Source organism: Streptomyces albipurpureus (genome assembly GCF_023701525.1).
GTDB lineage: Bacteria > Actinomycetota > Actinomycetes > Streptomycetales > Streptomycetaceae > Streptomyces > Streptomyces albipurpureus.
Genome location: NZ_JAMQAW010000036.1, coordinates 277,912 through 300,000 on the forward strand (window position 1 = coordinate 277,912; position 22,089 = coordinate 300,000).

Consider the following 22,089-nt stretch of genomic DNA (forward strand, 5'->3'; position numbering starts at 1 on the left):
GCCACCGGGGTTCCAGTGGCCGGGACGGAGGTGTCGACTGATGACCGTGGGATGTCAGCGCAGGGATGGACTGGCCGGAATGGCTTCCTTGGCGGCCCGCTCGGGGGTCGCGGGGACGGCCTCATGCGGCACTGCGGGCGGTGCGAACGACCTCTTGGCCGTCGGGTTGACCGCCTTGTGAATGGCGCGCGAGACGGCCTGGATGGTGTTCACACCGTCGTTCATGGTCTTGTTGCCATGGGTGAGGACGGTGATGGTGTAGTCGTGGCCCTTGCCGGTGAAGGCACCGATGCTGTGCACCCGCCAGGCGTGGGTGGACCGCGACAGCCAACCGTTCTTCAACTGCACGGTCGCCGTCGTCGGCGCACCCGCCGGCGTCCCCCACCGCTGGGACGAGACCACATCACGCATCAGTTTCAGCGCATAGGTGCGGGAAGCATCGGTGAGCAGTGTGTTCTTGGTGGTGAGGCGCGAGAGCAGGATCTGCTGATCACGGGCGGTGATCTGGGTGAGCCCCCAGTAGCCATTGGCTCCGGCGGTGGTTTCCTTCATCCCGGCCGACGTCAGAAACCGCTTGATCTTGGTCATGCCGAGTTGCTTCCACAGAGTGGTGGTGGAGGCGTTGTCCGACTTGGTGATCATGGCGGTGGCCAGGGTCTTCTCACGTGCGGTGAGAGCGCGCTTACCGTTTTGCGCATCGACCAGCAGCGCACCGAGGACGGTCGCCTTGACCACACTGGCCGAGTCGAACTTCTGGGTCGGGCGCAGGGTGCAACTTGACTTACCGGCAACGTCGTTGAAGTAGATGGCGACGGCGCCCTTGCGGCCCTTGAGGGCCGCGTCGATGTCCTTCTTGAGCTTGGCGGCGAGGCCGGCCGTCTTCGCGGTGCAGGAGACCGCGGGTGCGGCTGCCGCCGCGGGCGCGGCGGTGCCGACCACGAGGGCGGGCGCGAGCGCCGCGATGGACAGTGCGGCAGCGAGAACGCGCGATCTGCGCAGCGCACGACCGGCTATGTGGTGCTGAGTCATGGAGGGTTCCCCTGTCCCCTTGAACTGATGGGGTGCGTCTATGTCGGTGCACCCGCCACTGATGACTCATGGGGGACGGGATGGTTGTACAACAAATCCTTGCTGGCGCGAACGGTTGCCGACTGGTGACAAAGCCGTCTTCACAGCTGCCGGTGGATAGCGCGCGAAACCGACTCAATGGTGCTAATTCCGTCAGCCATAACGGAGTTGTCCTCGGTGAGTACGGCAAGTGTGTAGTCGTACTCCGCACCGGTGAAGGCACCCACACTGTGCACCCGCCAACCGTGGGTGGACCGCGGCAGCCAACCGTTCTTCAACCGCACGGTCGCCGTGGACGGCGCACCGGCCGAGGTGCCCCAGCGTTGGGACGGAACCACCTCGGCCATCAGCCGCAGCGCGTAGGTACGCGAGGCGCGGTTGAGCACGTTGTTCTCCGTACTCAGCAGCCGGAGCAGTGTGCCCTGATCACGAGCGGTGGTCTGGGTGAGCCCCCAGTAGCCATGGGCTCCGGGGACGGTGTTCATCATCCCGGCCGACGACAGGAACCGCTTGATCCGGGTCATCCCGAGCTGGGTCCACAGAGCGGTGGTGGCGGCATTGTCCGACTCAGTGATCATGGCGGTGGCCTGGGACTTCTCCGATGCCGTCAGGGCGCGCCCCTCGTTCTGCGCGGTACGCAGCAGCGCACCGAGAACGGCCACCTTGATCACACTCGCGGAGTCGAAGGAGCGATCGGCACGCAGCTCACACTGGGTGTCGGTAAGCCGGTCGTCGAACTGGACGGCCACCGTCGACGACCGCCCCTCCACGGCACCGAGCACTCCTTGGGCCATCTCATAGGCGAGTCGCACATCCGACGACGCACAGACGACGACCGGCTCGGCTCCGGCGGCTTCCGCGGCCCCTGCGGCCAGTGGCCCGATGGCCACCCCCGCGGCGAGAACCACAACCCCGGCACCGGCCCGGCCACGGCGAGGTGATCCGGATGCGCCCATGACTGCCCCCTTCGTCGGAGGCACCATTGAGACACGGCTAGCTGTGAACGCCGCCGAATTCACGGTGATGGGCGGGTAGTTCACCGCGACGCGGTGTCATGGACGACGCCGAGGCATCGTTGCGCCGCTCAGGGGTGTTGTGACGCCGAGGCGTTGAACGCGTACTCCAGCACATAGGCGGAGGCGTCCAGCACCATGTCGTTCACCTCGACCGCCTGGTCGTCATCGGTGTAGGCGGTGCGGGAGATGCGGAGTACGGGCGTGCCGGGCGCGAGTTTCAGCTGCTCGGCCTCCTCGGAGGTGGGCATCCGGGAGCGGATCTCCTCACGGAAGCGGATCGGCTTGCGACCGATCTCATCGAGCCGGGCGTAGATGCCACCGGGGCCGGTGTCCGGGAGTGTGATGGCGGTTCCGGCCACGAGTACGGCATCCAGGTAGGAGGCCGCGAGCAGTACCGGTCGCCCATCGAGCACAAAGCGCCGACGACGTACGCACGTGGGCGCGCCCTCGGCCAGACCGAGCACCCTCGCGATCGCTTCCGGCGCGGGCTCCTCCGTCACTGAGACCAGCTCGACCGCCAGCTCACGCCCTTCGATATCGGCTTCCCACACGGAACGGCCCTCACCCCACTCCCGTACGGAGAGCCGCTCGACGCCCCGGCGCCGAATCGGCCGGAAGTCCCGTACGAAGACCCCCGCTCCCTTGCGGGCCTCGACGAGCCCTTCGGACTGGAGCACCCCCAGGGCCTGCCGAGCGGTCATCCGGGCGACCGCGTGGGCGGCCATCAGGTCGTTCTCGCCGGGCAGCCGATCGCCGGGACCGTACCGGCCAGCGGCGATAGCGGCCTTCAGCTCATTGGCGATGCGCTGGTACTTGGGCTGTCGGCCGGTGCCCTGGCTAACCATGGAAGCTTCCCCTCTGATCATCCCTAGGCATCCTAGGCACCTTCGGGCGGCCAGGGCCCGGTGCCTCTGCTCACGAACGACATTCGAACATCTCTAGAGACATATTGACGCGACCTCATGACTCCACCTTACTCATCTCTAGAGATGTTGCCCGTGCCGTTTCTGCCGGAGGCTTCATGTCCATCACCGACCCCACTGAGCATCCCTGGCGACTCCCGCTCAACCCGTCCAGTACCAGCCGTGCCCGCGCGCTCCTACGCGCTCAGCTCAGACAGTGGCGGATCGAGGACGAAGTGATCGCCACCGCCGAGCTACTGCTCTCGGAACTGGTGACCAACGCCGTCAACCACGCGAAGACCGCGCCGTCCGGTGAAATCGGGGTGCGGATCACGCGCCGCCAAGGCCTACTCCGTCTGGAGGTGACCGACAGCGGCAGTCGTCCTCCCGAGCGGCGATCAGCCGCGGTCGACGATCAGGGAGGGCGCGGGCTGATGCTCGTCAGCGCCCTCGGTACGAGTTGGGGTTACCGCCCCCGGCGCGATGGCGCGGGTAAGACCGTATGGGTCGAGCTCAAGATCATATGAGATGGTGCGCCCAACCAGACTGACCACAGGTGGAGTTCAGACATGTCATACATCGCGGTGACCATGGATGACCAGGCGTTGCGCGAGGCCGCCGCGCTGCTCGGGACGAAGACGAAGACGAAGACGAAGACCGACACCGTGAACCTCGCCCTGCGAACGGTCGTGGCACGGCGGCGACGGCTGGGTGTCCAGCCCCCGCTGGAGCTGGACACCCAGCCCGCCATGAGTGAGTGACTCCCGACGAGCCCCGGGTGCGCAGGGCGTGCGATCCACCCCCGCACCCCCGCCCCAGAGCCACTGGCCCTCAGGCATCCCGGCGACGCAGCGCCACCCACCCCGCCCAGAGCGCCGCCCCCGTCCAGAGCGCCAGCACTCCCAGCCCCGCCCAAGGGCTCAGCGGTCCGGTCGGGTCCTGGAGGAGGATCTGCTGACCGGCACGGTCCGGGAGGAACTCCGCGATACCGCCGTCGTCGTCCAGGTCGCCGATGACGAAGGACATCATCATCAGAAACGGGATCAGGGTGCCGATCACCGCGGGCGCGCTGCGCGCCACCATCGTCAACCCCGCCGCGAACAGCGTGATCAGCGCCAGATAGATCCCGCACCCCAGCACCGACCGCAGCGCCCCCGGATCGCCCAGGCCCACCCCGTATTCGTCCATCAGGGCCTGACCGATCAGAAAGCAGGTCAGACTGGTGGCCAGTCCGACCACGAGCGCGAGCGCCCCGATGACCGCGAGTTTCGCCGTGTAGAAGACCCCTCGATGGGGCACCGCCGCCAGGGAGAGCCGGATGGCGCCGGACTTGTACTCCCCCGCCGCCGCCATCGCGCCGAACGAGACCGCCCCTATCCCGCCGAAGTTCAGGCCGTAGTAGGCCGAGCGCAGCGGGTCGAACTCCGGGGCAGCCAGCTGCTCGGCGGTGAAGGTGCCGCTCATCAGCAGCGAGAATCCAAGGGTGGCCAGGAACACCGCCGCCAGCGCCACCCACTGGCCCCGGACGGACACGATCTTCCACCACTCGGAGCGCAGCGAGGGGGTGAGGGAGACATGGGACTTCATCGGTGTCAGAGGGATGGTGGACATGGTCAGACCTCCTGCGACAGGGGCGAAGTGGTGGTGGTGAACTCGGCTTCCCCCGAGGTCAGCGCGAGATAGGCCGCCTCCAACGAGGCTCCTTCACCGGCGAGTTCAAGGATCGGGATGCCCTCGCGGGCGGCGATCGGACCGATCTCCTCCACTCGGGCGTTCTCCACCGTCCAGCGGCCGTCATCGGCCTGGACGGGCTGGTATCCCTCGCGGACGAGGACCCCGCGCAGCCGCTCCCCCTCCGTGGTCCGCAGCCGCACCCTCGGTGTCGTCCACTCGTCGAGGAAGTCCTGTATCCCGGTGTCCGCGAGCAGCCGGCCCTTGCCGAGCACCACCAGGTGATCGGCGACGGCCGCCGTCTCGCTCATCAGATGGCTGGAGACCAGAACCGCCCGGCCGTCGTCCGCGAACTCCCGCATCAACTCACGTATCCAGATGATCCCCTCGGGGTCGAGCCCGTTGGAGGGCTCGTCGAGCATCAGCACCGCCGGATCACCCAGCAGCGCCGCCGCGATCCCCAGCCGCTGCCGCATCCCCAGGGAGAAGGTGCTGATCCTGCGCCGCGCCACGGAGGCGATCCCCGTCTGCTCCAGCACCTCATCCACCCGACTCGTAGGCAGTCGGCCGGCCGCCGCCAGAACGCGTAGATGGTCCCGGGCGGTACGGGCGCCCAGCGCGGCGCCTGGGTCGAGCAGAGCGCCCACCGTGCGCAGTGGTTCATCGAGCGAGGCATAGCTCCGCCCGCCGACCGTGGCGGTACCGGAGGTCGGCCGGTCCAGGCCGAGCACCAGCCGCATGGTCGTGGACTTGCCCGCACCGTTCGGTCCGAGGAAGCCGGTGACCCGGCCGGGCAGCACACTGAACGTCAGGCCGTCCACAGCACGGGTCTGGCCGTACTCCTTGGTCAGGTTCACTACATCGATGCTGGTCATGCGAGTAAGCCTGACCGCCGGACGGGCGTCTCCGCCTCCCCCTGCCGTGGCGGGTCACTCCCCCATGCGGGGGAGCCGGAACCCTTCGTACGCTGGCACGATGTCCAGATGCCCCGCTTCCTTCGCCCGCTGACCCGGTGGGTCACCTACACCCGCTGGCTGCATCTGCTGATCAGTGTGATCGTCATCGGCATGTGGGTCCTCGTCTTCGACGAGGAGAAGCTCTATGTGCCCCTGCTGTCACTGGCGTTCGCCGGTCTGATCCCCGCCGTGCGACTCGTCGAAGGGCTTCAGGCGCGGCTGCTGCTGACCGGGCAGGGCTTCAAGGACTCGGGATCGGGCATCTCCGCCGCGCCTTCGGCGAACTGGCCGGATCGTTGGCGCACCGTCCTGTGGCTGGAGATCCGACTGGTCCTGGGAAACACCCTCGCCTACCTCACGGTGCACCTCCCCGGTCTCTCCATCGATCTGGGGCTGGCCGCGGCGGGCGATGACACCCGCGTAACGCTCCTCGGGCTGACCGAGAGCCCCTGGTGGTACGGCCTGCTGGCGCCGCTGCCGATCATCGCCCTGATCGCCGCCGCGGTGGGCGGCGGCAAACTGATCACCGTTGCCGCTCTCTGGCTGCTCGGCCCATCGACCGCCGAGCGGGTCGCCGCGCTGGAGGAGCGCACCGAGCAGCTGCTGGAACGCAATCGCATCGCCCACGAACTGCATGACTCGATCGGGCACGCGCTGACGGTCGCGGTGCTGCAAGCGGGCGCGGCCAGGGCGGCGCGGAACCCGGAGTTCACCGAGCGGGCGCTGACCGCGATCGAGGAGACCGGACGGGCCGCGCTGGAGGATCTGGAGCGGGTGTTGGTGGTGCTGCGCGAGTCCGGGCAGCCAGCGAGCGGCCGTCCCACCCTCGCCGACACCGACCGGCTCCTCGCGTCCGCACGGGCCTCCGGCGCGGAGGTCCATGCCGAGGTGACCGGCCCGGTGGCGGCCCTCCCCGGGCCGGTGTCCCGGGAGGGCTACCGCATCGTTCAGGAGTCGCTGACCAATGTGCTGCGGCACGCGGGCCCGGTACGGACCCGGATATGGATCAACGTCACGGACCAGTCGCTGGAACTGGAGGTGCGCAACCCTCTGGACACATCGGCCACAGTCACCACCTTGGCTGGCGGACGAGCCGGGGGCAGCGGGCTGCGGGGCATCCGGGAGCGGGCCGCACTGCTCGGCGGTCAGGCCACCACCGGCCCGCACCAGGACGAGTGGCGGGTGCGCGTCGACCTGCCGCTGGATCTGGCCCCCACGCGTCGCGCCCGCGCGCCACGATGACCCGCCCACCACGAGGAACGCCATGGGTTACGACTTAGGCTGACCAGGTGCCGATCTCCGTGCTCCTCGTCGACGATGAACCACTCGTACGCGCGGGCCTGCGCGCCGTCCTGGAGGCACAGCCGGACATCGAGGTGGTCGGCGAGGCAGCCGATGGCGCCGCCGTCATCCCCCTCGTACGGCAACTGCGCCCCGATGTCGTCGCGATGGATGTACGGATGCCGCTCCTCGACGGCATCGAGGCGACCCGGGCCATCCTGCGTACCGTCGACGATCCGCCCAAGATCGTCGTCATCACCACCTTCGAGAACGACGAGTACGTCTACGACGCGCTGCGCGCGGGCGCGGACGGCTTTCTGCTGAAGCGCTCCCGCCCGGCCGAGATCGTGAACGCGGTACGGCTGGTCGCCGAGGGCGAATCGCTGCTCTTTCCGGCGGCCGTGCGCTCGCTGGCCGCCGAGTACGGCACCAGCGCGGCCCGCGTGGCGATGCGACGCGCGGCGCTGACCGACCGTGAGGCCGCGGTGCTGCGCCTGATGGCGCGGGGGATGTCCAATGCGGAGATCGCCGCCCAACTCGTCGTCGGCACCGAGACGGTGAAGACCCATGTCAGTGCCGTACTGGCCAAACTGGGCGCCCGCGATCGGACCCAGGCGGTGATCGCCGCGTATGAGTCGGGGTTCGTGGCCCCGGCCTAGAACCGCGCGATGCCCCGGCGAAGTGGCCCATATGTCAGCGCCCGTCGCCGATCCCTGTCCCACCATCCATCGCTCCGCGCCCCGGCGCTGTCGAGCCCTGACCGACCTCGGTACACCGACCCACCGTCAACTCCCAGGGCGCGGCGACCCGTTGCCCACGGCCGCCACCGGACGAGAACACCTGCCCAGGGCCCCTGTTCCGGTCGTTCGACAGCGATACCGGGCCCCTGTGAACGCGCCGGATTCGGCTGCCACAATCGGGATCATGAAGCAGAGGATCGGGTTCATCAGGGAGCGGGCTGAAGCGCTGACCGGCCTGCTGGTCGCCCTCCTGGGCGGCTTCATCGGCCTTGCCGCATGGGCCGCGCAGGCGGAGGTGCGAGCGCGGGCCGGGTTCGAGAGCGGACCGAACTGGAGCGTGCTCTACGCGGAGCTTCCGCTGACGGTCCTGGTCGGCGCCGGATGCGCGCTCGCGGCATGGTGGTTGCCGCGCGTGGGAGGGCTGCGGCTCTCCGGGGCGGGTGCCGCCGGGCGAGCCGTGCTGGTCCTCACCGTCCTGACCGCGTTCTGGCTGGTCGCCGACGGCTGGTACGCCGGGTTGCCCGTACAGGTGCCGGACGTCAAACCCTGAGCGGAGCAAGCGGACGGGGTCGTCGAGGGGCTCTCGCCGCTGGCCGACCACCACCCGAACCCACTCAACCCGCCCAATCTGGTGGCGCTATCGAAACCCATCGAAGCCCATCGAACGGGAATCGAAGGAACACGATAGTGACACTTTAGGTAAGCCTCACCTAATATGATCAGCGTCGACTTCGGGTCCCCCACTCCGCCAAGCCGGTCACCACCTCCTGTTCGAACCCAGGGCACAGCCATGCGCTTACACGTGTATGTCGCCCCTTGTCCCGAAGGAGACATGCAGCGCATGTCCATGCCTCGCAGCAGCCGTCTCGCCGCCCTCGCCACTCTGACCGTCGTATCGGTCGGCGCCGGAGTCCTGGCCGTTCCCGCCACCGCAGCCGCCGCCGTTCCGGCAGCTGCGGCCGCCGCGGCGAACGCACAGGCCGTCGCGCCGAAGGGCGGCACCGCCACCGCCGCCAGCCCGATCCTGGTGAGCGGCCAGGCCGGCTGGGGCTTCAAGGCGTCCTGGAACAGCTATGTCGCCAACAACGGCGGCACGGTGACCGTCGCCGGTGGCGCCACCAAGGGCGCGGGTGACGTCGTCGCCTACCCGGTCGTCCATGGCGCGGTGAACCCCGCCGGACTCGACGCCGATGTGCGCTTCGGTGGTTCGGTGACCTACTCGGTCCCCACGCACGACATCACGGCGATCACCCTCGCCAACCCGCGGGTCGTGCTGAAGGACGGCACCGGCACGCTCTTCGTGGATGTGACCACCAACCTGGTCGGCAGCACCCCCGCCACCACCAAGGCCGTGCCCTTCGCCACGCTGAAGGCGTCGGCGAGCGCCCTCAGCGGCTCCAAGCTCGACTGGAAGGGCATCACCGCGACCATCACCGCGAAGGGCGGGGAGAGCTTCGCCTTCCAGGGACGGCCGATGTACCCGGCCGGTACCGCACTGGACAACCTCGCCCTCGGCGGCACGGTCAGCGTTCCCACCCTGACCGTCACCCAGATCTCCGGCCTGGGCGCCAGTACCAAGGTGATCGTGAGCGGCAAGGGCTACCAGCCCCGTGGCGGTGTCTATCTGGCGCAGTCCGTCGCGCTCGACGGAGTCACCTTCCCGAGCCTCTTCGGCAATGCCGCCTATGTTCCCGCGGTGAGCGCTGAGGGCACCTTCAGCACCGAGCTGACCCTCACCGAGACCTTCGCCCCGTCCGGCAAGCCCGTGGTGGACTGCCGTACCACCGCCTGCTTCGTCTCCAGCTTCAACTCGCACCCCACCGCCGCCGACCCGCTTTGGATGTCTTCGCGTGCCCAGGACGTCTCCCAGCTGCTGAGCTTCGGCCCCGCCAAGGTGACCACCCAGCCCGCGTCGAGTTCGGTGCGCTCGGGCGCCACGGCCGTCTTCACCGCTGCCGCCAACGGCGCGGACTCGGTTCGCTGGGAGCGCAGCACCGACGAGGGCGTGACCTGGGCCCCGGTCGCCGGAGCCACCTCGGCCACCCTCTCGGTGAAGTCGACCGTCGCCCTCAACGCCAGCCGCTACCGCGCGGTGTTCAGCAACGCCGCCGGTGAGGTGGCCTCCTCGTCGGCGAAGCTCTTCGTCGGCGCCGTACCCACCCGGGTCGCCTCGTTCAAGGCCGCTCCGGACCCGGTCGCCAAGGGCAGCAAGCTGACGCTCACCGGCGTCTTCCAGACCGTGGGAGCGACGGACAACACCTGGCGTCCGGTGGCCAAGACCGCCCTGGTGATCGAGTCCCGTGTCAAGGGCACCACCACCTGGAAGAAGGCCACCTCCGCCACGACCGCCGCCAACGGCACCTTCTCCGCCACGGCCACCGCGACCGTGGACAGCGACTGGCGCGCCCGCTACGGCGGCACCGCCGACGTCAAGACCTCCAGCAGCGCCGTCGACGCCGTGGACGTGCGGCTGAAGACCGCCATCTCGGGCTTCAACGCGAGCCCGGAGCCGGTCCGCAAGGGCCGCTCGCTGACCGTGGTGGGTACGCTGCGCGGCCTGGACGGTACGTGGAAGAACGCCGCGAGCCAGTCGGTGACGATCTCGTTCCAGGCCAATGGCTCCAAGACCTGGACCAACCTGGGCACCGTGCGCACCAACAGCAAGGGCGTGTTCACCAAGGCGTTCACCGCCAGCAAGGACGGCAACTGGCGGGCCGTCTTCGCGGCCAACGCGTCCTACCTGGGCACCACCAGCGCCAGCGACCACATCGACGTGCGCTGACCCACGGCCCCAAGAGCTGGCCCGCACCCCACATATCCCCTCAGCGGCGCGGGACATGAGGAGCGGCAGCGAGTAGCCGTACAAGAGAGATCCGGCCGGTGGCGGGGAGCCCCAGGGTTCCCCACCACCGGCCGGGCCTCTTCTGCCGTACGGCTGCGTGGCGACGCCTGACATCGGCCGTCAACGCACCGCCGACAACAGGCGCGGCGACTACGGACACCCCGGCTACGGATGTGTCGCTACAGATGCGTCGGCGCGAACATCCTCAGCAGCGCCGGCAGCACCACCACCGAGGGCCCCGGCTCGGCCAGGGCCTTTGCCAGATCCTCCGCCAGCGCCTGCGGTGTCGTACGTACCCCCGGCACCCCGAACGACTGGGCCAGCGCCACGAAGTCCGGGCCGACCAGCTCGGTCGCCGATGCCTGCCCGAAGGCGTCCGTCATGTACTCGCGCAGGATGCCGTATCCACCGTCGTCCACGATCAGCCAGGTCACCGGGAGCCCGTACTGCTTCGCGGTCGCCAGCTCCGCGATCGAGTACATCGCCCCGCCGTCGCCCGATACCGCGAGCACCGGCCCGCTGGGATCGACCGCGGCCGCGCCCAGGGCTGCGGGGAAGGCATAGCCGAGGCCGCCCGCGCCCTGTGCCGAGTGCATGGTGTTGGGACGGCGGGCGTCAAAGGCCGCCCAGGCCCAGTAGGACAGGATCGTCATGTCCCAGAAGCTGGGGGCGGTATCGGGAAGGGCCGCGCGGATCGCGGTCAGCAGCGACTGTTCCAGCGTCCTGCCCTGGGCTTCGATGCGGGCCGTGATCCGGTCGAGGACCGTGCGCACCCGCTGCGGTGCGCGGTCGTCGGGCCGGGCTTCCACCGTTTCCAGCAGCGCCGACAGTGCGATCCGGGCATCCGCGTGGATGCCCACCCCCGCGTGGTTGGCTTCCAGTTTCCCGGCGTCGGCCTCGATCTGGATGACCCGGCCCCTCGGGGCGAAGGTGTGGTAGTTCGAGGAGAGTTCCCCGAGTCCGGAGCCCACCACCAGCAGGACATCGGCGTCCTCCAGGAAGTCGGTGGTGTGCCGGTCCTCCACCCAGGACTGGAGGGAGAGACGGTGTCCCCAGGGGAAGGCCCCCTTGCCGCCGTAGGTGGTCACCACGGGTGCGTTGATCCGCTCGGCGAGCGCCCGCAGCTTGCCGGCCGCGTCGGAGCGTACGACCCCACCGCCCGCGATGATCGCCGGGCGTTCCGCACCCGCCAGCAGGTGCGCCGCGACGGCGGTCAACTCCGGTCGGGGCAGGATGTCGTCCGGGGTCGCGTCCACCGCGGTCACCACCGGTAGCACGGTCTCGGCGAGCAGTACGTCCTGGGGGATCTCCACCCACACCGGACCGTGTGGTGCGGTCAGCGCCGACTGCCAGGCGGCGGCGATCGCGGACGGGATCTGTGAGGCGGTTCGGGCGGTGTGTACAGATTTCACCAGGCCGCGGGCGGATGCCTGCTGGTCGCGCAGCTCATGGAGATAGCCGTGCCGCCCGCCGCCGAGCCCGGCGGAGGGGATCTGGCTGGAGATCGCCAGTACCGGAGAGCTCGCCGCCGCCGCTTCCTGGAGCGCGGCCAGCGACATCAGCGCCCCCGGCCCGGTGGAGAGCAGCAGCGGGGCGACCTCACCGGTGATCCGGCCGTAGGCGTCGGCGGCGAATCCCGCGTTGTTCTCGACGCGCAGCCCCAGATAGGACAGTGAGGAGCGGCGCAGTGCGTCAAAGAGACCGAGGGCGTGCTGTCCCGGCAGCCCGAAGACGGTGGTCGCGCCGAGGCCGTGCAGGGTCTCGATGACGAGGTCACCGCCGGTGCGACCGGGCGGCGGGTTGAGCGCGGCCTCGGTCTGGCGTGCGGTGGGCCTCAGCTCGACGTCGTGGTCGTGGCTCACCGTTCTGCCCTCGCGTACGGTCCGGTCTTCACGGTCTGTCCTGCTCTCGTCCTCGGTCCGGTCTTCGCGCCCCATCCAGAAGTCGCGCCTCAGCCTGGCTGTTGGCTTCGGCAGCCGGTGCGGCAATCCGCCGGGTCATGATCGCGATCTGTTTCCGCAGAGGAGGGGGAACGTGATGGACGAGGCGGCACGGATAGCTGCCCGCCTCCCCCTCCTGTACTTCCTTGCGTTTTCGACCTTAAAGGCAGCGGAACAGATCCAGAAGCCGAGGGTGGCCCACAGAGAAAAGGGCCCACGGCAGCGGGGGTCCGGCTGTGATGCACCAGGCGCCCCCTCTCTCTGGACAGCCCGAGTAACCAGCCGGTAACTTCAACTGAGCAAGCGCTTAGACATCTCACCGAGGAGGCGTACGTGCGCCGCAGCGTTTACAACGAGGATCACGAGGCGTTCCGAGAGACCGTCCGCGCCTTCATCGAGGCCGAGGTCGTCCCCGTGTACGACGAGTGGTACGCGGCGGGCCAGGCGCCCCGCGACTTCTACTACAAGCTCGGTGAGCTGGGCATCTTCGGTATCGAGGTACCGGAGGAGTACGGCGGCGCCGGCGAGGGATCGTTTAAGTGGCAGGCGGTCATCACCGAGGAGTCCGCCCGCGCCGGGGTCTCCTTCGGCGGTTCCGGTGTCCATGTAGCGCTCTGCCTCCCCTACCTCCTCGGCTATGCCACCGATGAGCAGAAGAAGCGCTGGCTGCCCGACTTCGTCAGCGGCGCGGCGATGTACGCCATCGCCATGACCGAGCCCGGCACCGGCTCCGACCTCGCCGGTATGAAGACCACGGCCAAGCTCTCCGAGGACGGCACGCACTACGTCCTCAACGGCTCGAAGACCTTCATCACCGGTGGTGTCCACGCCGATCGGATGATCGTCTGCGCCCGCACATCGCCCGCCACGCCCGAGGACCGCCGCCATGGCATATCCCTCTTCGTGGTGGACACCAAGGCCGAGGGTTACACGGTCGGCCGCAAGCTCGACAAGCTCGGCCTGAAGACCTCCGACACCGCCGAGTTGGCCTTCACCGATGTCAGGATCCCGGCCGAAGACCTGCTGGGCGAGGAGGACAAGGGCTTCTCCTACCTCGGCCAGAACCTCCCGCAGGAGCGCCTCGCCATCGCCGTCGGCGCGTACGCCCAGGCCAGCGCCGCCATCCGCTTCACCCAGAGCTATGTCACCGACCGTACGGTCTTCGGCAAGACGGTCGCCTCGTTCCAGAACACCAAGTTCGAGCTGGCGGCCTGCAAGGCCGAGGTGGACGCGGCCGAAGCCGTCGTCGACCGGGCTCTCGAAGCACATGACGCGGGCGAGCTGTCAGCCGCGGAGGCCGCTTCGGCGAAGCTCTTCTGCACCGAGGTCGCCCACCGGGTCATCGACAAGTGCCTCCAACTGCACGGCGGCTACGGCTATATGAACGAGTACCCCATCGCCCGCCTCTACGCGGACAACCGGGTCAACCGGATCTACGGCGGCACCAGCGAGGTCATGAAGTCGATCATCGCCAAGTCCATGGGGCTGTAACCGCCTTGGACACCAGCAACGCCGCACTCGATGAACTGCTCGCCCTGCTCGATCTGGAGCGGATCGAGCAGGACATCTTCCGCGGCCAGTCGCGTAGTGCGGTCATCCCCCGTGTCTTCGGCGGACAGGTGGCGGCCCAGGCCCTGGTGGCCGCGGGCCGTACCGTCCCCGAAGACCGGACGGCCCACTCCCTGCACGCGTACTTCCTGCGCATGGGCGACCCCGGTGCCCCGATCGTCTACACGGTCGACCGCATCCGTGACGGACGCTCCTTCACCACCCGCCGGGTCGTCGCCGTCCAGCACGGCCAGCCGATCTTCCATCTCTCGGCGTCCTTCCAGACGTACGAGGAGGGCTTGGAGCACCAGGCCCCGATGCCGTCCGCGCCCGCGCCCGATTCGCTGCCCACGGCCGAGGAGATCCTGCCGGCGTACGCGCAGTTGATCGACCCCGAGATCGCCGAGCGGTTGCTCCAGGCCCGGGCGGCGGTGGATCTGCGCTATGTCGACGCCCCACCGTTCGGCAGCGTCGGCGCACCGCGCGAGCCGCGCTCCCAGGTGTGGTTCCGCGCCAACGGCAAGGTCGCCGACGACCCGCTGCTGCATGTCTGCCTGGTGACCTATGTGTCCGATATGACCCTGCTTGACTCGGTCCTGCTCGCCCATGGGCGCGGCGGTTGGACGGTCGGCGATGTGGTGGGCGCCTCGCTGGACCACGCGATGTGGTTCCACCGGCCGTTCCGTGCGGACGAATGGCTGCTCTACGACCAGGAGTCACCGTCCGCGTCCGGTGGCCGGGGGCTGGGCCAGGCCCGTATCTACACCGAGGACGGCCGGTTGGCGGTATCGGTGATCCAGGAAGGCGTGGTCCGGGTCCCCCGCTGAGCCCACCACCGCACCCGCCGCCCTGGAGACGACGAGATGAGCCCCGGCGTCCTTCCCCGATGAGTCGACCAGCGGCGACTAGGGGCCCCGGTAGAGGTCCCGGACCTCGGGGCGTTGCTGGAATCCGGCTGACCGGTAGGTGGCGACGGCGGCGACATTGCTACTCGGGGTGCAGACGATCGCGCTTGAGGAGCCCAACTCCTGGAGTGCGGCCGCCGCGGCGACGGTGATCGCCTCGCCGTAGCCACGACGGCGATGCTCCCGGTGCACACCCATCGGTTCGAGCGCCCCGGGCCTGCCCGGACCGGCCGACCACACCGCCACCGCAGCCACCGCGTCGCCCTGGTCGTCGTACGCGAGCAGGCATCGTGCGTCGGCGTAGGGCAGCCCGGCCGCCATCGTCTGCCACTGAGCGGCCGAAAAACTCGACCTGGCGAAGGCGGCCCGCAGTACGTCGGCGAATGTCCGCGCCCGCTCCGGCCCGACCACCTCGATCCGCACACCGGGGTCCTCCACCGGCTCGGTGAGGTCGCGACACAGCGACGTCCACGGCTCGTCGGCCTGCCAGCCGTCCTCGGAGAGCAGTTCGCGCACCAGTGCACCCACCGGAGCCTCGATGGTCGCCTCCCCCGCCGGCAGCACACCGCGCTCCGGCTCGGTCACATCCGCGAGCAACCGCCGCGCCAACTCCTCGTCCAGCAGCGCGTCCGGCGCGACCGTCAGCCGCAGCAGTCCTGTCCCGTCCAGCAGCCCGACACCGAGGATCTCTCCGTCCCGGCTCCACGTCCTGACCTCGGCGGCGGCCTCTTTCGCGCCGAACCGCCAGAACCAGCCCAGGTCCCCCGGATGCAGTTGCATCGGAGCCCCGTCGTACTGCCACTCCCGCAGCGCGCCCACCGCCGCGCCCAGCCCGTCGACTCCCGGCCTGCCCAGAACAATCGTCATGCCCTCGATGACACACCACCGCACCGGCTGCCCGCACTCGGTTTCCACCGGATGGCGTGGTGTGGGTTCGGGGACATGGGAAGGCAGCCAAATGATCGAAGGGGGATGGCCTGGACGGTAGACGACTAAAGAGCGTCCAGCGTCGGGGCCAGCACGGAAACGGAGGTGGGGGGCAGGGACACGGCAAGATAATTCCGGTCCCGAGCCGGCTGCCGGGGACCGTGCAACCCACCCCCCATAGCCGCGAGTCCCTCACGATCTCCGTCCGGCCTATCGAGGGCGTGATCGTATCCCGGGGCAGTGACAACACAGCCTGACGCGGGACATGTCTACCGACCAGCCCCACCACAGCGCGCCAGGACATCCGCCCCGCGCCGGCCAACCAGCACTAGGCCTCCTGATCTCCTTCGTACCGAAAAACGGCTCTTGGACCGAATGCAGCAGATGCCCCAAGGGGCACGGGCGCGGGTCCCGCACCCAGCGGGAAGCACACAATACGGTCGCATACATGAGCGAACCGGACAGCAAGCCCGCTGCCCCCACCGAGAGCACCTTCACCGTCATCGTCGCCGCCACCGCCAACCTCGGGATCGCCGTGGCCAAGGCGATCGCCGGCATCATCAGCGGCTCCAGCGCCATGCTCTCGGAAGCGGCGCACTCGGTGGCCGACACGGTCACCGAACTGCTTCTGCTCACCGCGCTCAAACGCAGCGAACGCCCGGCCGACGAAGACCACCCGCTGGGCTACGGCCCCGAACGCTATGTCTGGGCACTGCTGGCATCCGTCGCCACCTTCGTCGGCGGCGCGGTCTTCGCCATCTACGACGGTATCCACACCCTCACCCACGGCGAGGAATTGGGCGACCCCCTCATCTCCTACATCGTGCTCGCCATCGCCTTCCTCCTGGAGGGCTTCTCGCTGCGCACCGGAGTACGCCAGGTCCGCGCCGAAGCCGCCCTGCTCGACACCTCCGCGAGCCACTACTTCCGGGCGACCCCGGACACCGCGGTCAAGGCCGTCGTCATGGAGGACACGGCAGCCCTGATCGGCCTGCTCCTGGCCGCGGGCGGACTGCTCGGGGCGCAGCTCAGCGGCTCGGGCGTCTTCGACGGGGTGGCCTCGATCCTGATCGGGCTGCTCCTGGTGTACGTGGCCTGGGAACTGGGCCGCAGCAACGCCCAGTTCCTCATCGGCCGCGCACTGCCACGCCGAATGCGGGACGCGGTGGTGGACGAGATCCTCACCGTCCCGCACATCGTGGCCGTACTGGAGCTCACCACCCTGATCCAGGGCCCGAAGGAGATCCTCATCGCGGCGAAGGTCGACTTCCGGGACGCGTCGAGCGCCCGCCAGGTGGAGTGGGCGTGCGAGGAGGCGGAAGAGCAGCTTCGCGAACGCTTCCCCGCGATCCGCCGGGTCTATCTGGACCCGACCCCGGGTCTTGGGGACGAGGCGCCCTGAGATGGGTGTCGAGCACAACGGGCAGATGATCGGATGCCTGGCGCGCGAGTGGGGTGTCATGGGTGCGGTACGCGGTCACGGGCAGACCGCGCACCAGGATGTGATCCAACCGCAGCGGTACGGGCTCCTCCCCCTCGTCCACCCCGCCATGGCCCACGGTGGGCGCCCGCCACTCCCCGATCAGCGACTGCGGATCGGTCCAACCGGAGTGCAACAGCACCTGAAGGGCGCGCCGGTCCATCGCACCGAAGCGGCCCTCCTCATCGACGAGCCGATACCGTGCGTGCAGCGCACGCGCTACGCCACCCCAGTCCTCGGGGTCGGTGTCCAAGAGGCCCGAGCAGTTCAGATCCCCCAACAACACCGCCCGCTCGGGCAGGCCCGCCCCCTCCCCCGCACAACCGGTGAGCCAGCGCGCCTCCCGTAGCCGACTGTCACCGTCGCTGTAGGTGAAGTGAGTGGCGAAGACCAGCAGATCATCGCTGGCGTCCTCGGCCTGGAGCGGCCGCAACCTGGCCCGGATCAGCGCATGATGAAACACCCCAACGCCCAGGGCGCGCTGTCCCACCAACCGCAAAGTGGTGGGCCGATAGAGCAGAGCGGTGTGATTGCGCCCATCCCCAATCCGGGACCGCTCCATCCGCGCCGGGACCATCCCCAGCTCATGCGCCATCCACAACAACCGCCGGTGTTCATGCTCATCCCAGAAGGTGCACTCCTGAAGCGCGAGCACATCCGGCTGTAAGGCGGCCAGTACCTGCGCCTGAGTCCGCAGCCGACGTTCAAGGACACCGTCCACACCACCGAGATGCAGATTCCAGCTCACGGCCCGCAGCCGCAGCAGCCGAGAGCCTTCCTGCTGCGCGTCCAGCCCCATCAGGGCCCGTACACACCGAGCGAGCTCCCGCATATCGGGAGCGGGCGCCCGCATCAGGACCCCCCGGGCAGAGCAAAAGCACACCAGACCCGCCCATCCTGCGCCCCAACCCCCCAGCAGTCGGCCAGCGCCTCAACCAAACCCAGCCCTCGCCCTCCTTCATCCATCGGCCGCGCCTGCCGGGCCTGGGGCACCGGCATCCCGCCGTCTCCCCAACTGCCCGCGCTCTGACTACCCACCTCGATGCGTACATGGGTGGCGGTACGCCCCAGCCATACGCGGACGGTGTCCCCCGTCCCGTGCTGAAAGGCATTGGTAACGAGCTCCGAGATCACCAACTCGGCATCATCGGCCAACTCCTCCACCCCCCAGTACCGCAACTGCGCCCGCCCAAGTCCGCGCACCTGTCCGGGGCGCAACCGGTCCAGCTCACTGAGGGGCGCTCCGGGTGGAGTCGTTCGGCCAAGGCTGAGCTCGAAGCCGGGGGTGGGGGGAGGGAGGTAGGCGGTGAAGGTGCCGGTGTGGTGGACGGTGGGTGTGGTTCGGGTTGTGGCTCTGATCGGCATTGATCAGCCTCCGCGATCTGTCTGGATGGGTGCACCGCAGGCTCTTCGGAGACCGGGCCTTGCTGGCCCAACTAGCTTGACGGACCACGCCATTAGGATTCAACTGAGTCCTCACAGAATCATCCGGCGAGGACTACATTGGAAAATGCCAGAGCGTGCAGATGGTCTGTCGTGCCGCACGCATGGGGTGAAACACTGCGCACATCAGCCGAGATGGCGCGCAGATCAGCTGAGATGGCGCGCCCATCCCTGCGGATGACGCGCGCTTGGGGCCGGGAGGGAGAGTACGTTGCCAGGTCGAACAAGGCCGACGGGGCGTCGCATCGCACTAGGGCAAGAGTTGCGTCGCTTACGCCTCACAGCGGGCTACACAATTGAGGAAGCAGCAGAGGGTCTACCGTTCTCAGAGGCGATGTTGCAGCGCGCCGAGACAGGACTCTCCTCACTCCGGCAGTCGGGTCACCTTCGCTCACTTCTGGAGCGATATGGCGTTTCCGACGAGCGGAGCATCGAAGAGCTTCTCGACATCCAGCGTGAGGCGTCAAGCGAAGAGTGGGTGTCGGACTACAAAGACGTAATGACACCGCCGCTCATGTCGAAGTTCGTCGGTATCGAGGAGGAGGCCCGGATGATCCGTGCCTTCCATCCTCTGCTGCCGTGGGGCAGTCTCCAAACCGAGTCCTACGCTCGCGCAATCTTTGCCATGCAGCAGCCGGTTCTGGAAGTCACCAGCGAGTCGGTGGACAAGGCGGTACGGCTACGGATGCGGCGACGTGAGTTTCTGACGCGAGATGAAGAGCCGGTGCGTCTTCACGCCATCATCGGAGAGCCTGCTTTCCGTCATGTCATCGGCGACATAGAGGTTCTTCAGGAGCAGTGCAGGGAGATCGTGATGCTATCGGAGAGAGAGAACATCACTATCCAAGTTCTGCCATCCTCGGGACACCGGTACCGGTTCACAGGCGATTTCAGCATCCTGGACATGGGGAACGTACTTCCGTCACAAGTCCAGGTGGACAACGCGTGGGGTGCTCTTTCAATGTCCGGCAAGCCCCGCGATGTCGGGGTCTTCAGTAGGAGATTCGAGCGACTGACCGCATCAGCGCTGCCTCCTGAAGAGACTCCGGAATTCATCCGAACCCTAGCCCGAGAGATCAAATGACCCATACCGTGAACCCAAGCCCGGCCAGCGTCGACTGGTTCAAGTCTTCCTATTCAGAAGGTAGCGGCAACGCCTGCCTGGAGGTCGCAAGCCTGGACCACCAGGTCGGCATCCGCGACTCCAAGGACAAGCAAGGCCCCGCGCTGGTCGTACCAAGCCCCGCGTGGGCACAGTTCGTAGCCTTCGCCGCCCGATAGGCACCCCGATCAAAGTCTGATCGCACACAACAAGATGCGGAGTGTTCGCCCCCGAACCCCTGGGTCGAACACTCCGCATCGCCATTCCCGGGCCGGTCGGCCTACACAGGCGACGGCGCAACAGCCACAACCGCGCTCCCCGGCTGAGGTGTTCGGCCCGAACGTGCAAAAGTGGGTCTGCGCTACTCCGCTGACCGGTGCTCCACCCAGGCTTGCGCGGTCGCTTCCATAGCGCGAAGCCACGTCTGCTCGGGGTATCGCTCCGCGCGGTGGCGGAACATCCGGAGGTTTGCCCTGGCGAACGCGTCGATGCCTTGGGGGTCCGATTTCGACCAGCCAGGACACTCGGACAACAGATGTTCCGCAGCCGCTGGAGCGTGGCCTGCGGAGATGAGCTGAAGAACCAGGAACGCGGGATCAATGAAACCGGCACCCCGCGTCGGCCAGGCCCAGTCAACTGCCCAACTGCCTCCCGCACCGATGAGGAAGTTGTCGGGCGCCACGTCTCCGTGGATGAGACTGTCACCCCGGAAGAGTTGAGCTTCCGCTTCGTCGGCCGCGAAGGCATCCCACCCTGTCTCATGCCAGTCCTCGACTAGGGCGGGCAGTGGAATCTCCTGGACCCTGCCGAGCAGGTCCAGCACGGCCGGGAGGTCTGGGGAACCCGGCTCGAAACGGCTAGGCCGCCCCTCCACCTGCTCAAAGCCCAGCGCCATCCACTGATCGTTCTCCGTATGCCAGCACAGGCGCGGTGAAACCGACCGAACTTCCTCGTTGACCAGCCGCTCGCGGATCAGCGAATCCCGACGCCCCCCTTCCCGGTTCCGAACCCCCTTGACGAAGAAGCGTCCGAGGTCCCCGTCGATCAGCACCAGGACATCGGTCATAAAGCCGCGCTCGGTGGGCCGCATCTCCGCCACGGACCCGGTAAAGGGCCTGACGAGGTTCAGGAATTCGGAGTCAGGGAGGCGATCGGTCATACGTCAACTTCCTTGCGGACTAGTTCCTTGGAAGGCAGGTGCTGCCAGGGTGCCCAGGACGGCACTCCTCGGGGACGGTTCCCGGGTTGCACTTGTTCCCCCCGTCATCGTCATCGTCCTCTCCTCCTCTGCCCATGCGCACGGACTCACGGATGAGAGACTTCGTGGCACCCATGACGGGACCGTCGAGAATACCGGCCAAGCCGCCGTCGAGGACGTTCCCGACCCCAAGGGACGGAGTGAAAACGCACGGCGTCACATTGCCGTCGGGACCGACCGCAGCCCGGCCCGTACCGCACTTTCCGCAGAGCCCAGAGAGGTCCATCGCCTGACCACTGCCGCAGACGGCGCGTCCGAAGGGGCGCACTCGGTCAACCTTGATCCGTTGCACACCCAGGCCGGCCAGTTCGCTACGTGCCTCGTTGACACGCTGCTTGTCGTCGCACTCGATGATCGAGAGCACGGGCTCAATGCCGAGTCCCAGCGCCTTGACGATATTGCTCCGAGTACGGGCGTGGCTGGGCCTCCGAGTGATCTCGTCGTGCTCACCGGCCTGATCCGAGTAGTACGACGTGGCTACTGTGGTGTTCCTGTGCTGGAAGATCTCCCACCAGTCGTCCGTGACACGTACCAGGTTGGTGAACACCTCCAGCCGCAGACCGAGGCTCAGGATGTGGCAGGCGAGAGCGATGGCGTCGGGGTGGAGGGTCGGTTCCCCGCCGATGAGTTGGACCCGGTCGATGCCGCGCTCTGCTGCCTCGTTGATGACCGTGATCCAGTCATCGCGCGTCATCGTCCCGTGAGCCCCCTCGGGGCCTGAGCCGTTGTAGCAGTGCACGCAGTTGAGCTGGCACTTTCGCGTCAGGTCGAGCCAAAGCAGACCCTCAACTCGTGTCGGGTGTAAACCTTCCGTTGCCTGTGTTGTCATGCTGTAGAACCTCGTTGATCGAGAAGAATTGGTTGACGGCCCTGGTGTGGTGGTGGACCAGACTCAGGACGGTTTTGCCGATCTCGGTCGGTGAGCGCGAGGCGCAGCACGGGCTTGCCCACATTTCGAGCCTCATGCTCCGGACAGGGTTGAATCAGCGTAGGTACGGGCGGTGCGACTT

21 protein-coding genes and 1 pseudogene are annotated in these 22,089 nt (G+C 68.0%); 11 read left to right on the top strand and 11 right to left on the bottom strand.

Annotated features, from left to right (window positions below; all coding sequences use genetic code 11):
• Positions 1-54: 54 nt before the first annotated feature.
• The 3 genes from NBG84_RS28240 to NBG84_RS28250 form a co-directional block, all read right to left on the bottom strand.
• Positions 55-1,029: a serine hydrolase gene (locus tag NBG84_RS28240; protein ID WP_250922443.1), complete on the bottom strand. Its 975-nt coding sequence runs from the start codon at positions 1,027-1,029 to the stop codon at positions 55-57.
• Between the two features lie 140 nt (positions 1,030-1,169).
• Entirely contained in the window at positions 1,170-2,024 is an 855-nt protein-coding gene (locus tag NBG84_RS28245; RefSeq protein WP_250922444.1) for a serine hydrolase, read from the bottom strand.
• Between the two features lie 128 nt (positions 2,025-2,152).
• A complete protein-coding gene (locus NBG84_RS28250) occupies positions 2,153-2,929 on the bottom strand; it encodes a GntR family transcriptional regulator (RefSeq protein WP_250922445.1) in 777 nt (258 codons plus the stop codon).
• Positions 2,930-3,105: 176 nt separating this feature from the next.
• Between NBG84_RS28250 and NBG84_RS28255 the strand changes: the two genes are divergently transcribed.
• Positions 3,106-3,513, top strand: coding sequence for an ATP-binding protein (locus NBG84_RS28255; protein ID WP_250922446.1), 408 nt, complete (start codon positions 3,106-3,108; stop codon positions 3,511-3,513).
• Between the two features lie 42 nt (positions 3,514-3,555).
• Positions 3,556-3,747, top strand: a complete 192-nt coding sequence (locus tag NBG84_RS28260) for a type II toxin-antitoxin system VapB family antitoxin (RefSeq protein ID WP_250922447.1) — start codon at positions 3,556-3,558, stop codon at positions 3,745-3,747.
• A gap of 70 nt (positions 3,748-3,817) precedes the next feature.
• Here the strand turns inward: NBG84_RS28260 and NBG84_RS28265 are convergent, their stop codons facing one another.
• Positions 3,818-4,597, bottom strand: a complete 780-nt coding sequence (locus NBG84_RS28265) for an ABC transporter permease (RefSeq protein ID WP_250922448.1) — start codon at positions 4,595-4,597, stop codon at positions 3,818-3,820.
• A 2-nt stretch (positions 4,598-4,599) separates the two neighbouring features.
• Entirely contained in the window at positions 4,600-5,532 is a 933-nt protein-coding gene (locus NBG84_RS28270; RefSeq protein ID WP_250922449.1) for an ABC transporter ATP-binding protein, read from the bottom strand.
• Positions 5,533-5,640: 108 nt separating this feature from the next.
• Between NBG84_RS28270 and NBG84_RS28275 the strand changes: the two genes are divergently transcribed.
• The 4 genes from NBG84_RS28275 (at position 5,641) to NBG84_RS28290 (ending at position 10,416) form a co-directional block, all read left to right on the top strand.
• Positions 5,641-6,855, top strand: coding sequence for a sensor histidine kinase (locus NBG84_RS28275; RefSeq protein ID WP_250922450.1), 1,215 nt, complete (start codon positions 5,641-5,643; stop codon positions 6,853-6,855).
• Positions 6,856-6,902: 47 nt separating this feature from the next.
• Positions 6,903-7,553 carry a response regulator transcription factor gene (locus NBG84_RS28280; RefSeq protein ID WP_250922451.1) on the top strand — a complete coding sequence of 217 codons (651 nt, stop codon included), beginning with the start codon at positions 6,903-6,905 and terminating at the stop codon, positions 7,551-7,553.
• A gap of 265 nt (positions 7,554-7,818) precedes the next feature.
• The gene (locus NBG84_RS28285) at positions 7,819-8,184 is read left to right on the top strand and encodes a hypothetical protein (RefSeq protein WP_250922452.1); all 366 of its coding nucleotides are present in this window, start codon (positions 7,819-7,821) and stop codon (positions 8,182-8,184) included.
• Positions 8,185-8,475: 291 nt separating this feature from the next.
• Positions 8,476-10,416 (top strand): HtaA domain-containing protein, encoded by a 1,941-nt coding sequence (locus NBG84_RS28290; protein WP_250922453.1) that lies wholly within the window; start codon positions 8,476-8,478, stop codon positions 10,414-10,416.
• A gap of 239 nt (positions 10,417-10,655) precedes the next feature.
• Here NBG84_RS28290 and NBG84_RS28295 read toward each other — a convergent pair whose 3' ends face one another.
• Positions 10,656-12,338: a thiamine pyrophosphate-binding protein gene (locus NBG84_RS28295; protein ID WP_250922646.1), complete on the bottom strand. Its 1,683-nt coding sequence runs from the start codon at positions 12,336-12,338 to the stop codon at positions 10,656-10,658.
• Between the two features lie 411 nt (positions 12,339-12,749).
• On the opposite strand from NBG84_RS28295, the gene NBG84_RS28300 reads away from it, so the two are divergent.
• On the top strand, positions 12,750-13,907 hold the full coding sequence (locus tag NBG84_RS28300; protein ID WP_250922454.1) for an acyl-CoA dehydrogenase family protein: 1,158 nt from the start codon (positions 12,750-12,752) through the stop codon (positions 13,905-13,907).
• Between the two features lie 5 nt (positions 13,908-13,912).
• A complete protein-coding gene (gene tesB / locus NBG84_RS28305) occupies positions 13,913-14,791 on the top strand; it encodes an acyl-CoA thioesterase II (RefSeq protein WP_250922455.1) in 879 nt (292 codons plus the stop codon).
• A gap of 78 nt (positions 14,792-14,869) precedes the next feature.
• Here the strand turns inward: tesB and NBG84_RS28310 are convergent, their stop codons facing one another.
• Complete coding sequence (locus NBG84_RS28310; protein WP_250922456.1) at positions 14,870-15,736, bottom strand: GNAT family N-acetyltransferase; 867 nt, start codon at positions 15,734-15,736, stop codon at positions 14,870-14,872.
• 508 nt (positions 15,737-16,244) lie between these two features.
• Between NBG84_RS28310 and NBG84_RS28315 the strand changes: the two genes are divergently transcribed.
• Positions 16,245-17,198, top strand: coding sequence for a cation diffusion facilitator family transporter (locus NBG84_RS28315; protein WP_250922457.1), 954 nt, complete (start codon positions 16,245-16,247; stop codon positions 17,196-17,198).
• 37 nt (positions 17,199-17,235) lie between these two features.
• Here the strand turns inward: NBG84_RS28315 and NBG84_RS28320 are convergent.
• Together NBG84_RS28320 and NBG84_RS28325 are read right to left on the bottom strand one after the other, a co-directional pair.
• Positions 17,236-18,129 (bottom strand): annotated as a pseudogene (locus NBG84_RS28320) (endonuclease/exonuclease/phosphatase family protein); the annotation flags it as partial.
• Positions 18,129-18,641 (bottom strand): ATP-binding protein, encoded by a 513-nt coding sequence (locus tag NBG84_RS28325; protein WP_250922458.1) that lies wholly within the window; start codon positions 18,639-18,641, stop codon positions 18,129-18,131. The pseudogene NBG84_RS28320 and the gene NBG84_RS28325, both read right to left, overlap by 1 nt.
• Before the next feature lie 340 nt (positions 18,642-18,981).
• Between NBG84_RS28325 and NBG84_RS28330 the strand changes: the two genes are divergently transcribed.
• Together NBG84_RS28330 and NBG84_RS28335 are read left to right on the top strand one after the other, a co-directional pair.
• Complete coding sequence (locus NBG84_RS28330) at positions 18,982-19,803, top strand: helix-turn-helix domain-containing protein (protein WP_250922459.1); 822 nt, start codon at positions 18,982-18,984, stop codon at positions 19,801-19,803.
• A complete protein-coding gene (locus NBG84_RS28335) occupies positions 19,800-20,000 on the top strand; it encodes a DUF397 domain-containing protein (protein ID WP_250922460.1) in 201 nt (66 codons plus the stop codon). The genes NBG84_RS28330 and NBG84_RS28335 overlap by 4 nt, the downstream gene beginning before the upstream one ends.
• 182 nt (positions 20,001-20,182) lie before the next feature.
• Here NBG84_RS28335 and NBG84_RS28340 read toward each other — a convergent pair whose 3' ends face one another.
• Positions 20,183-20,980, bottom strand: coding sequence for a protein kinase (locus NBG84_RS28340; protein WP_250922461.1), 798 nt, complete (start codon positions 20,978-20,980; stop codon positions 20,183-20,185).
• Positions 20,981-20,999: 19 nt separating this feature from the next.
• Entirely contained in the window at positions 21,000-21,908 is a 909-nt protein-coding gene (locus NBG84_RS28345) for a radical SAM/SPASM domain-containing protein (protein WP_250922462.1), read from the bottom strand.
• Positions 21,909-22,089 lie beyond the last annotated feature (181 nt).

Coding starts and splice junctions, on each gene's coding strand:
- NBG84_RS28240 (WP_250922443.1), bottom strand. CDS start 1,029: ATGACTCAGCACCACATAGCCGGTCGTGCGCTGCGCAGATCGCGCGTT.
- NBG84_RS28245 (WP_250922444.1), bottom strand. CDS start 2,024: ATGGGCGCATCCGGATCACCTCGCCGTGGCCGGGCCGGTGCCGGGGTT.
- NBG84_RS28250 (WP_250922445.1), bottom strand. CDS start 2,929: ATGGTTAGCCAGGGCACCGGCCGACAGCCCAAGTACCAGCGCATCGCC.
- NBG84_RS28255 (WP_250922446.1), top strand. CDS start 3,106: ATGTCCATCACCGACCCCACTGAGCATCCCTGGCGACTCCCGCTCAAC.
- NBG84_RS28260 (WP_250922447.1), top strand. CDS start 3,556: ATGTCATACATCGCGGTGACCATGGATGACCAGGCGTTGCGCGAGGCC.
- NBG84_RS28265 (WP_250922448.1), bottom strand. CDS start 4,597: ATGTCCACCATCCCTCTGACACCGATGAAGTCCCATGTCTCCCTCACC.
- NBG84_RS28270 (WP_250922449.1), bottom strand. CDS start 5,532: ATGACCAGCATCGATGTAGTGAACCTGACCAAGGAGTACGGCCAGACC.
- NBG84_RS28275 (WP_250922450.1), top strand. CDS start 5,641: ATGCCCCGCTTCCTTCGCCCGCTGACCCGGTGGGTCACCTACACCCGC.
- NBG84_RS28285 (WP_250922452.1), top strand. CDS start 7,819: ATGAAGCAGAGGATCGGGTTCATCAGGGAGCGGGCTGAAGCGCTGACC.
- NBG84_RS28290 (WP_250922453.1), top strand. CDS start 8,476: ATGTCCATGCCTCGCAGCAGCCGTCTCGCCGCCCTCGCCACTCTGACC.
- NBG84_RS28310 (WP_250922456.1), bottom strand. CDS start 15,736: ATGACGATTGTTCTGGGCAGGCCGGGAGTCGACGGGCTGGGCGCGGCG.
- NBG84_RS28315 (WP_250922457.1), top strand. CDS start 16,245: ATGAGCGAACCGGACAGCAAGCCCGCTGCCCCCACCGAGAGCACCTTC.
- NBG84_RS28325 (WP_250922458.1), bottom strand. CDS start 18,641: ATGCCGATCAGAGCCACAACCCGAACCACACCCACCGTCCACCACACC.
- NBG84_RS28335 (WP_250922460.1), top strand. CDS start 19,800: ATGACCCATACCGTGAACCCAAGCCCGGCCAGCGTCGACTGGTTCAAG.
- NBG84_RS28340 (WP_250922461.1), bottom strand. CDS start 20,980: ATGACCGATCGCCTCCCTGACTCCGAATTCCTGAACCTCGTCAGGCCC.
- NBG84_RS28345 (WP_250922462.1), bottom strand. CDS start 21,908: ATGACAACACAGGCAACGGAAGGTTTACACCCGACACGAGTTGAGGGT.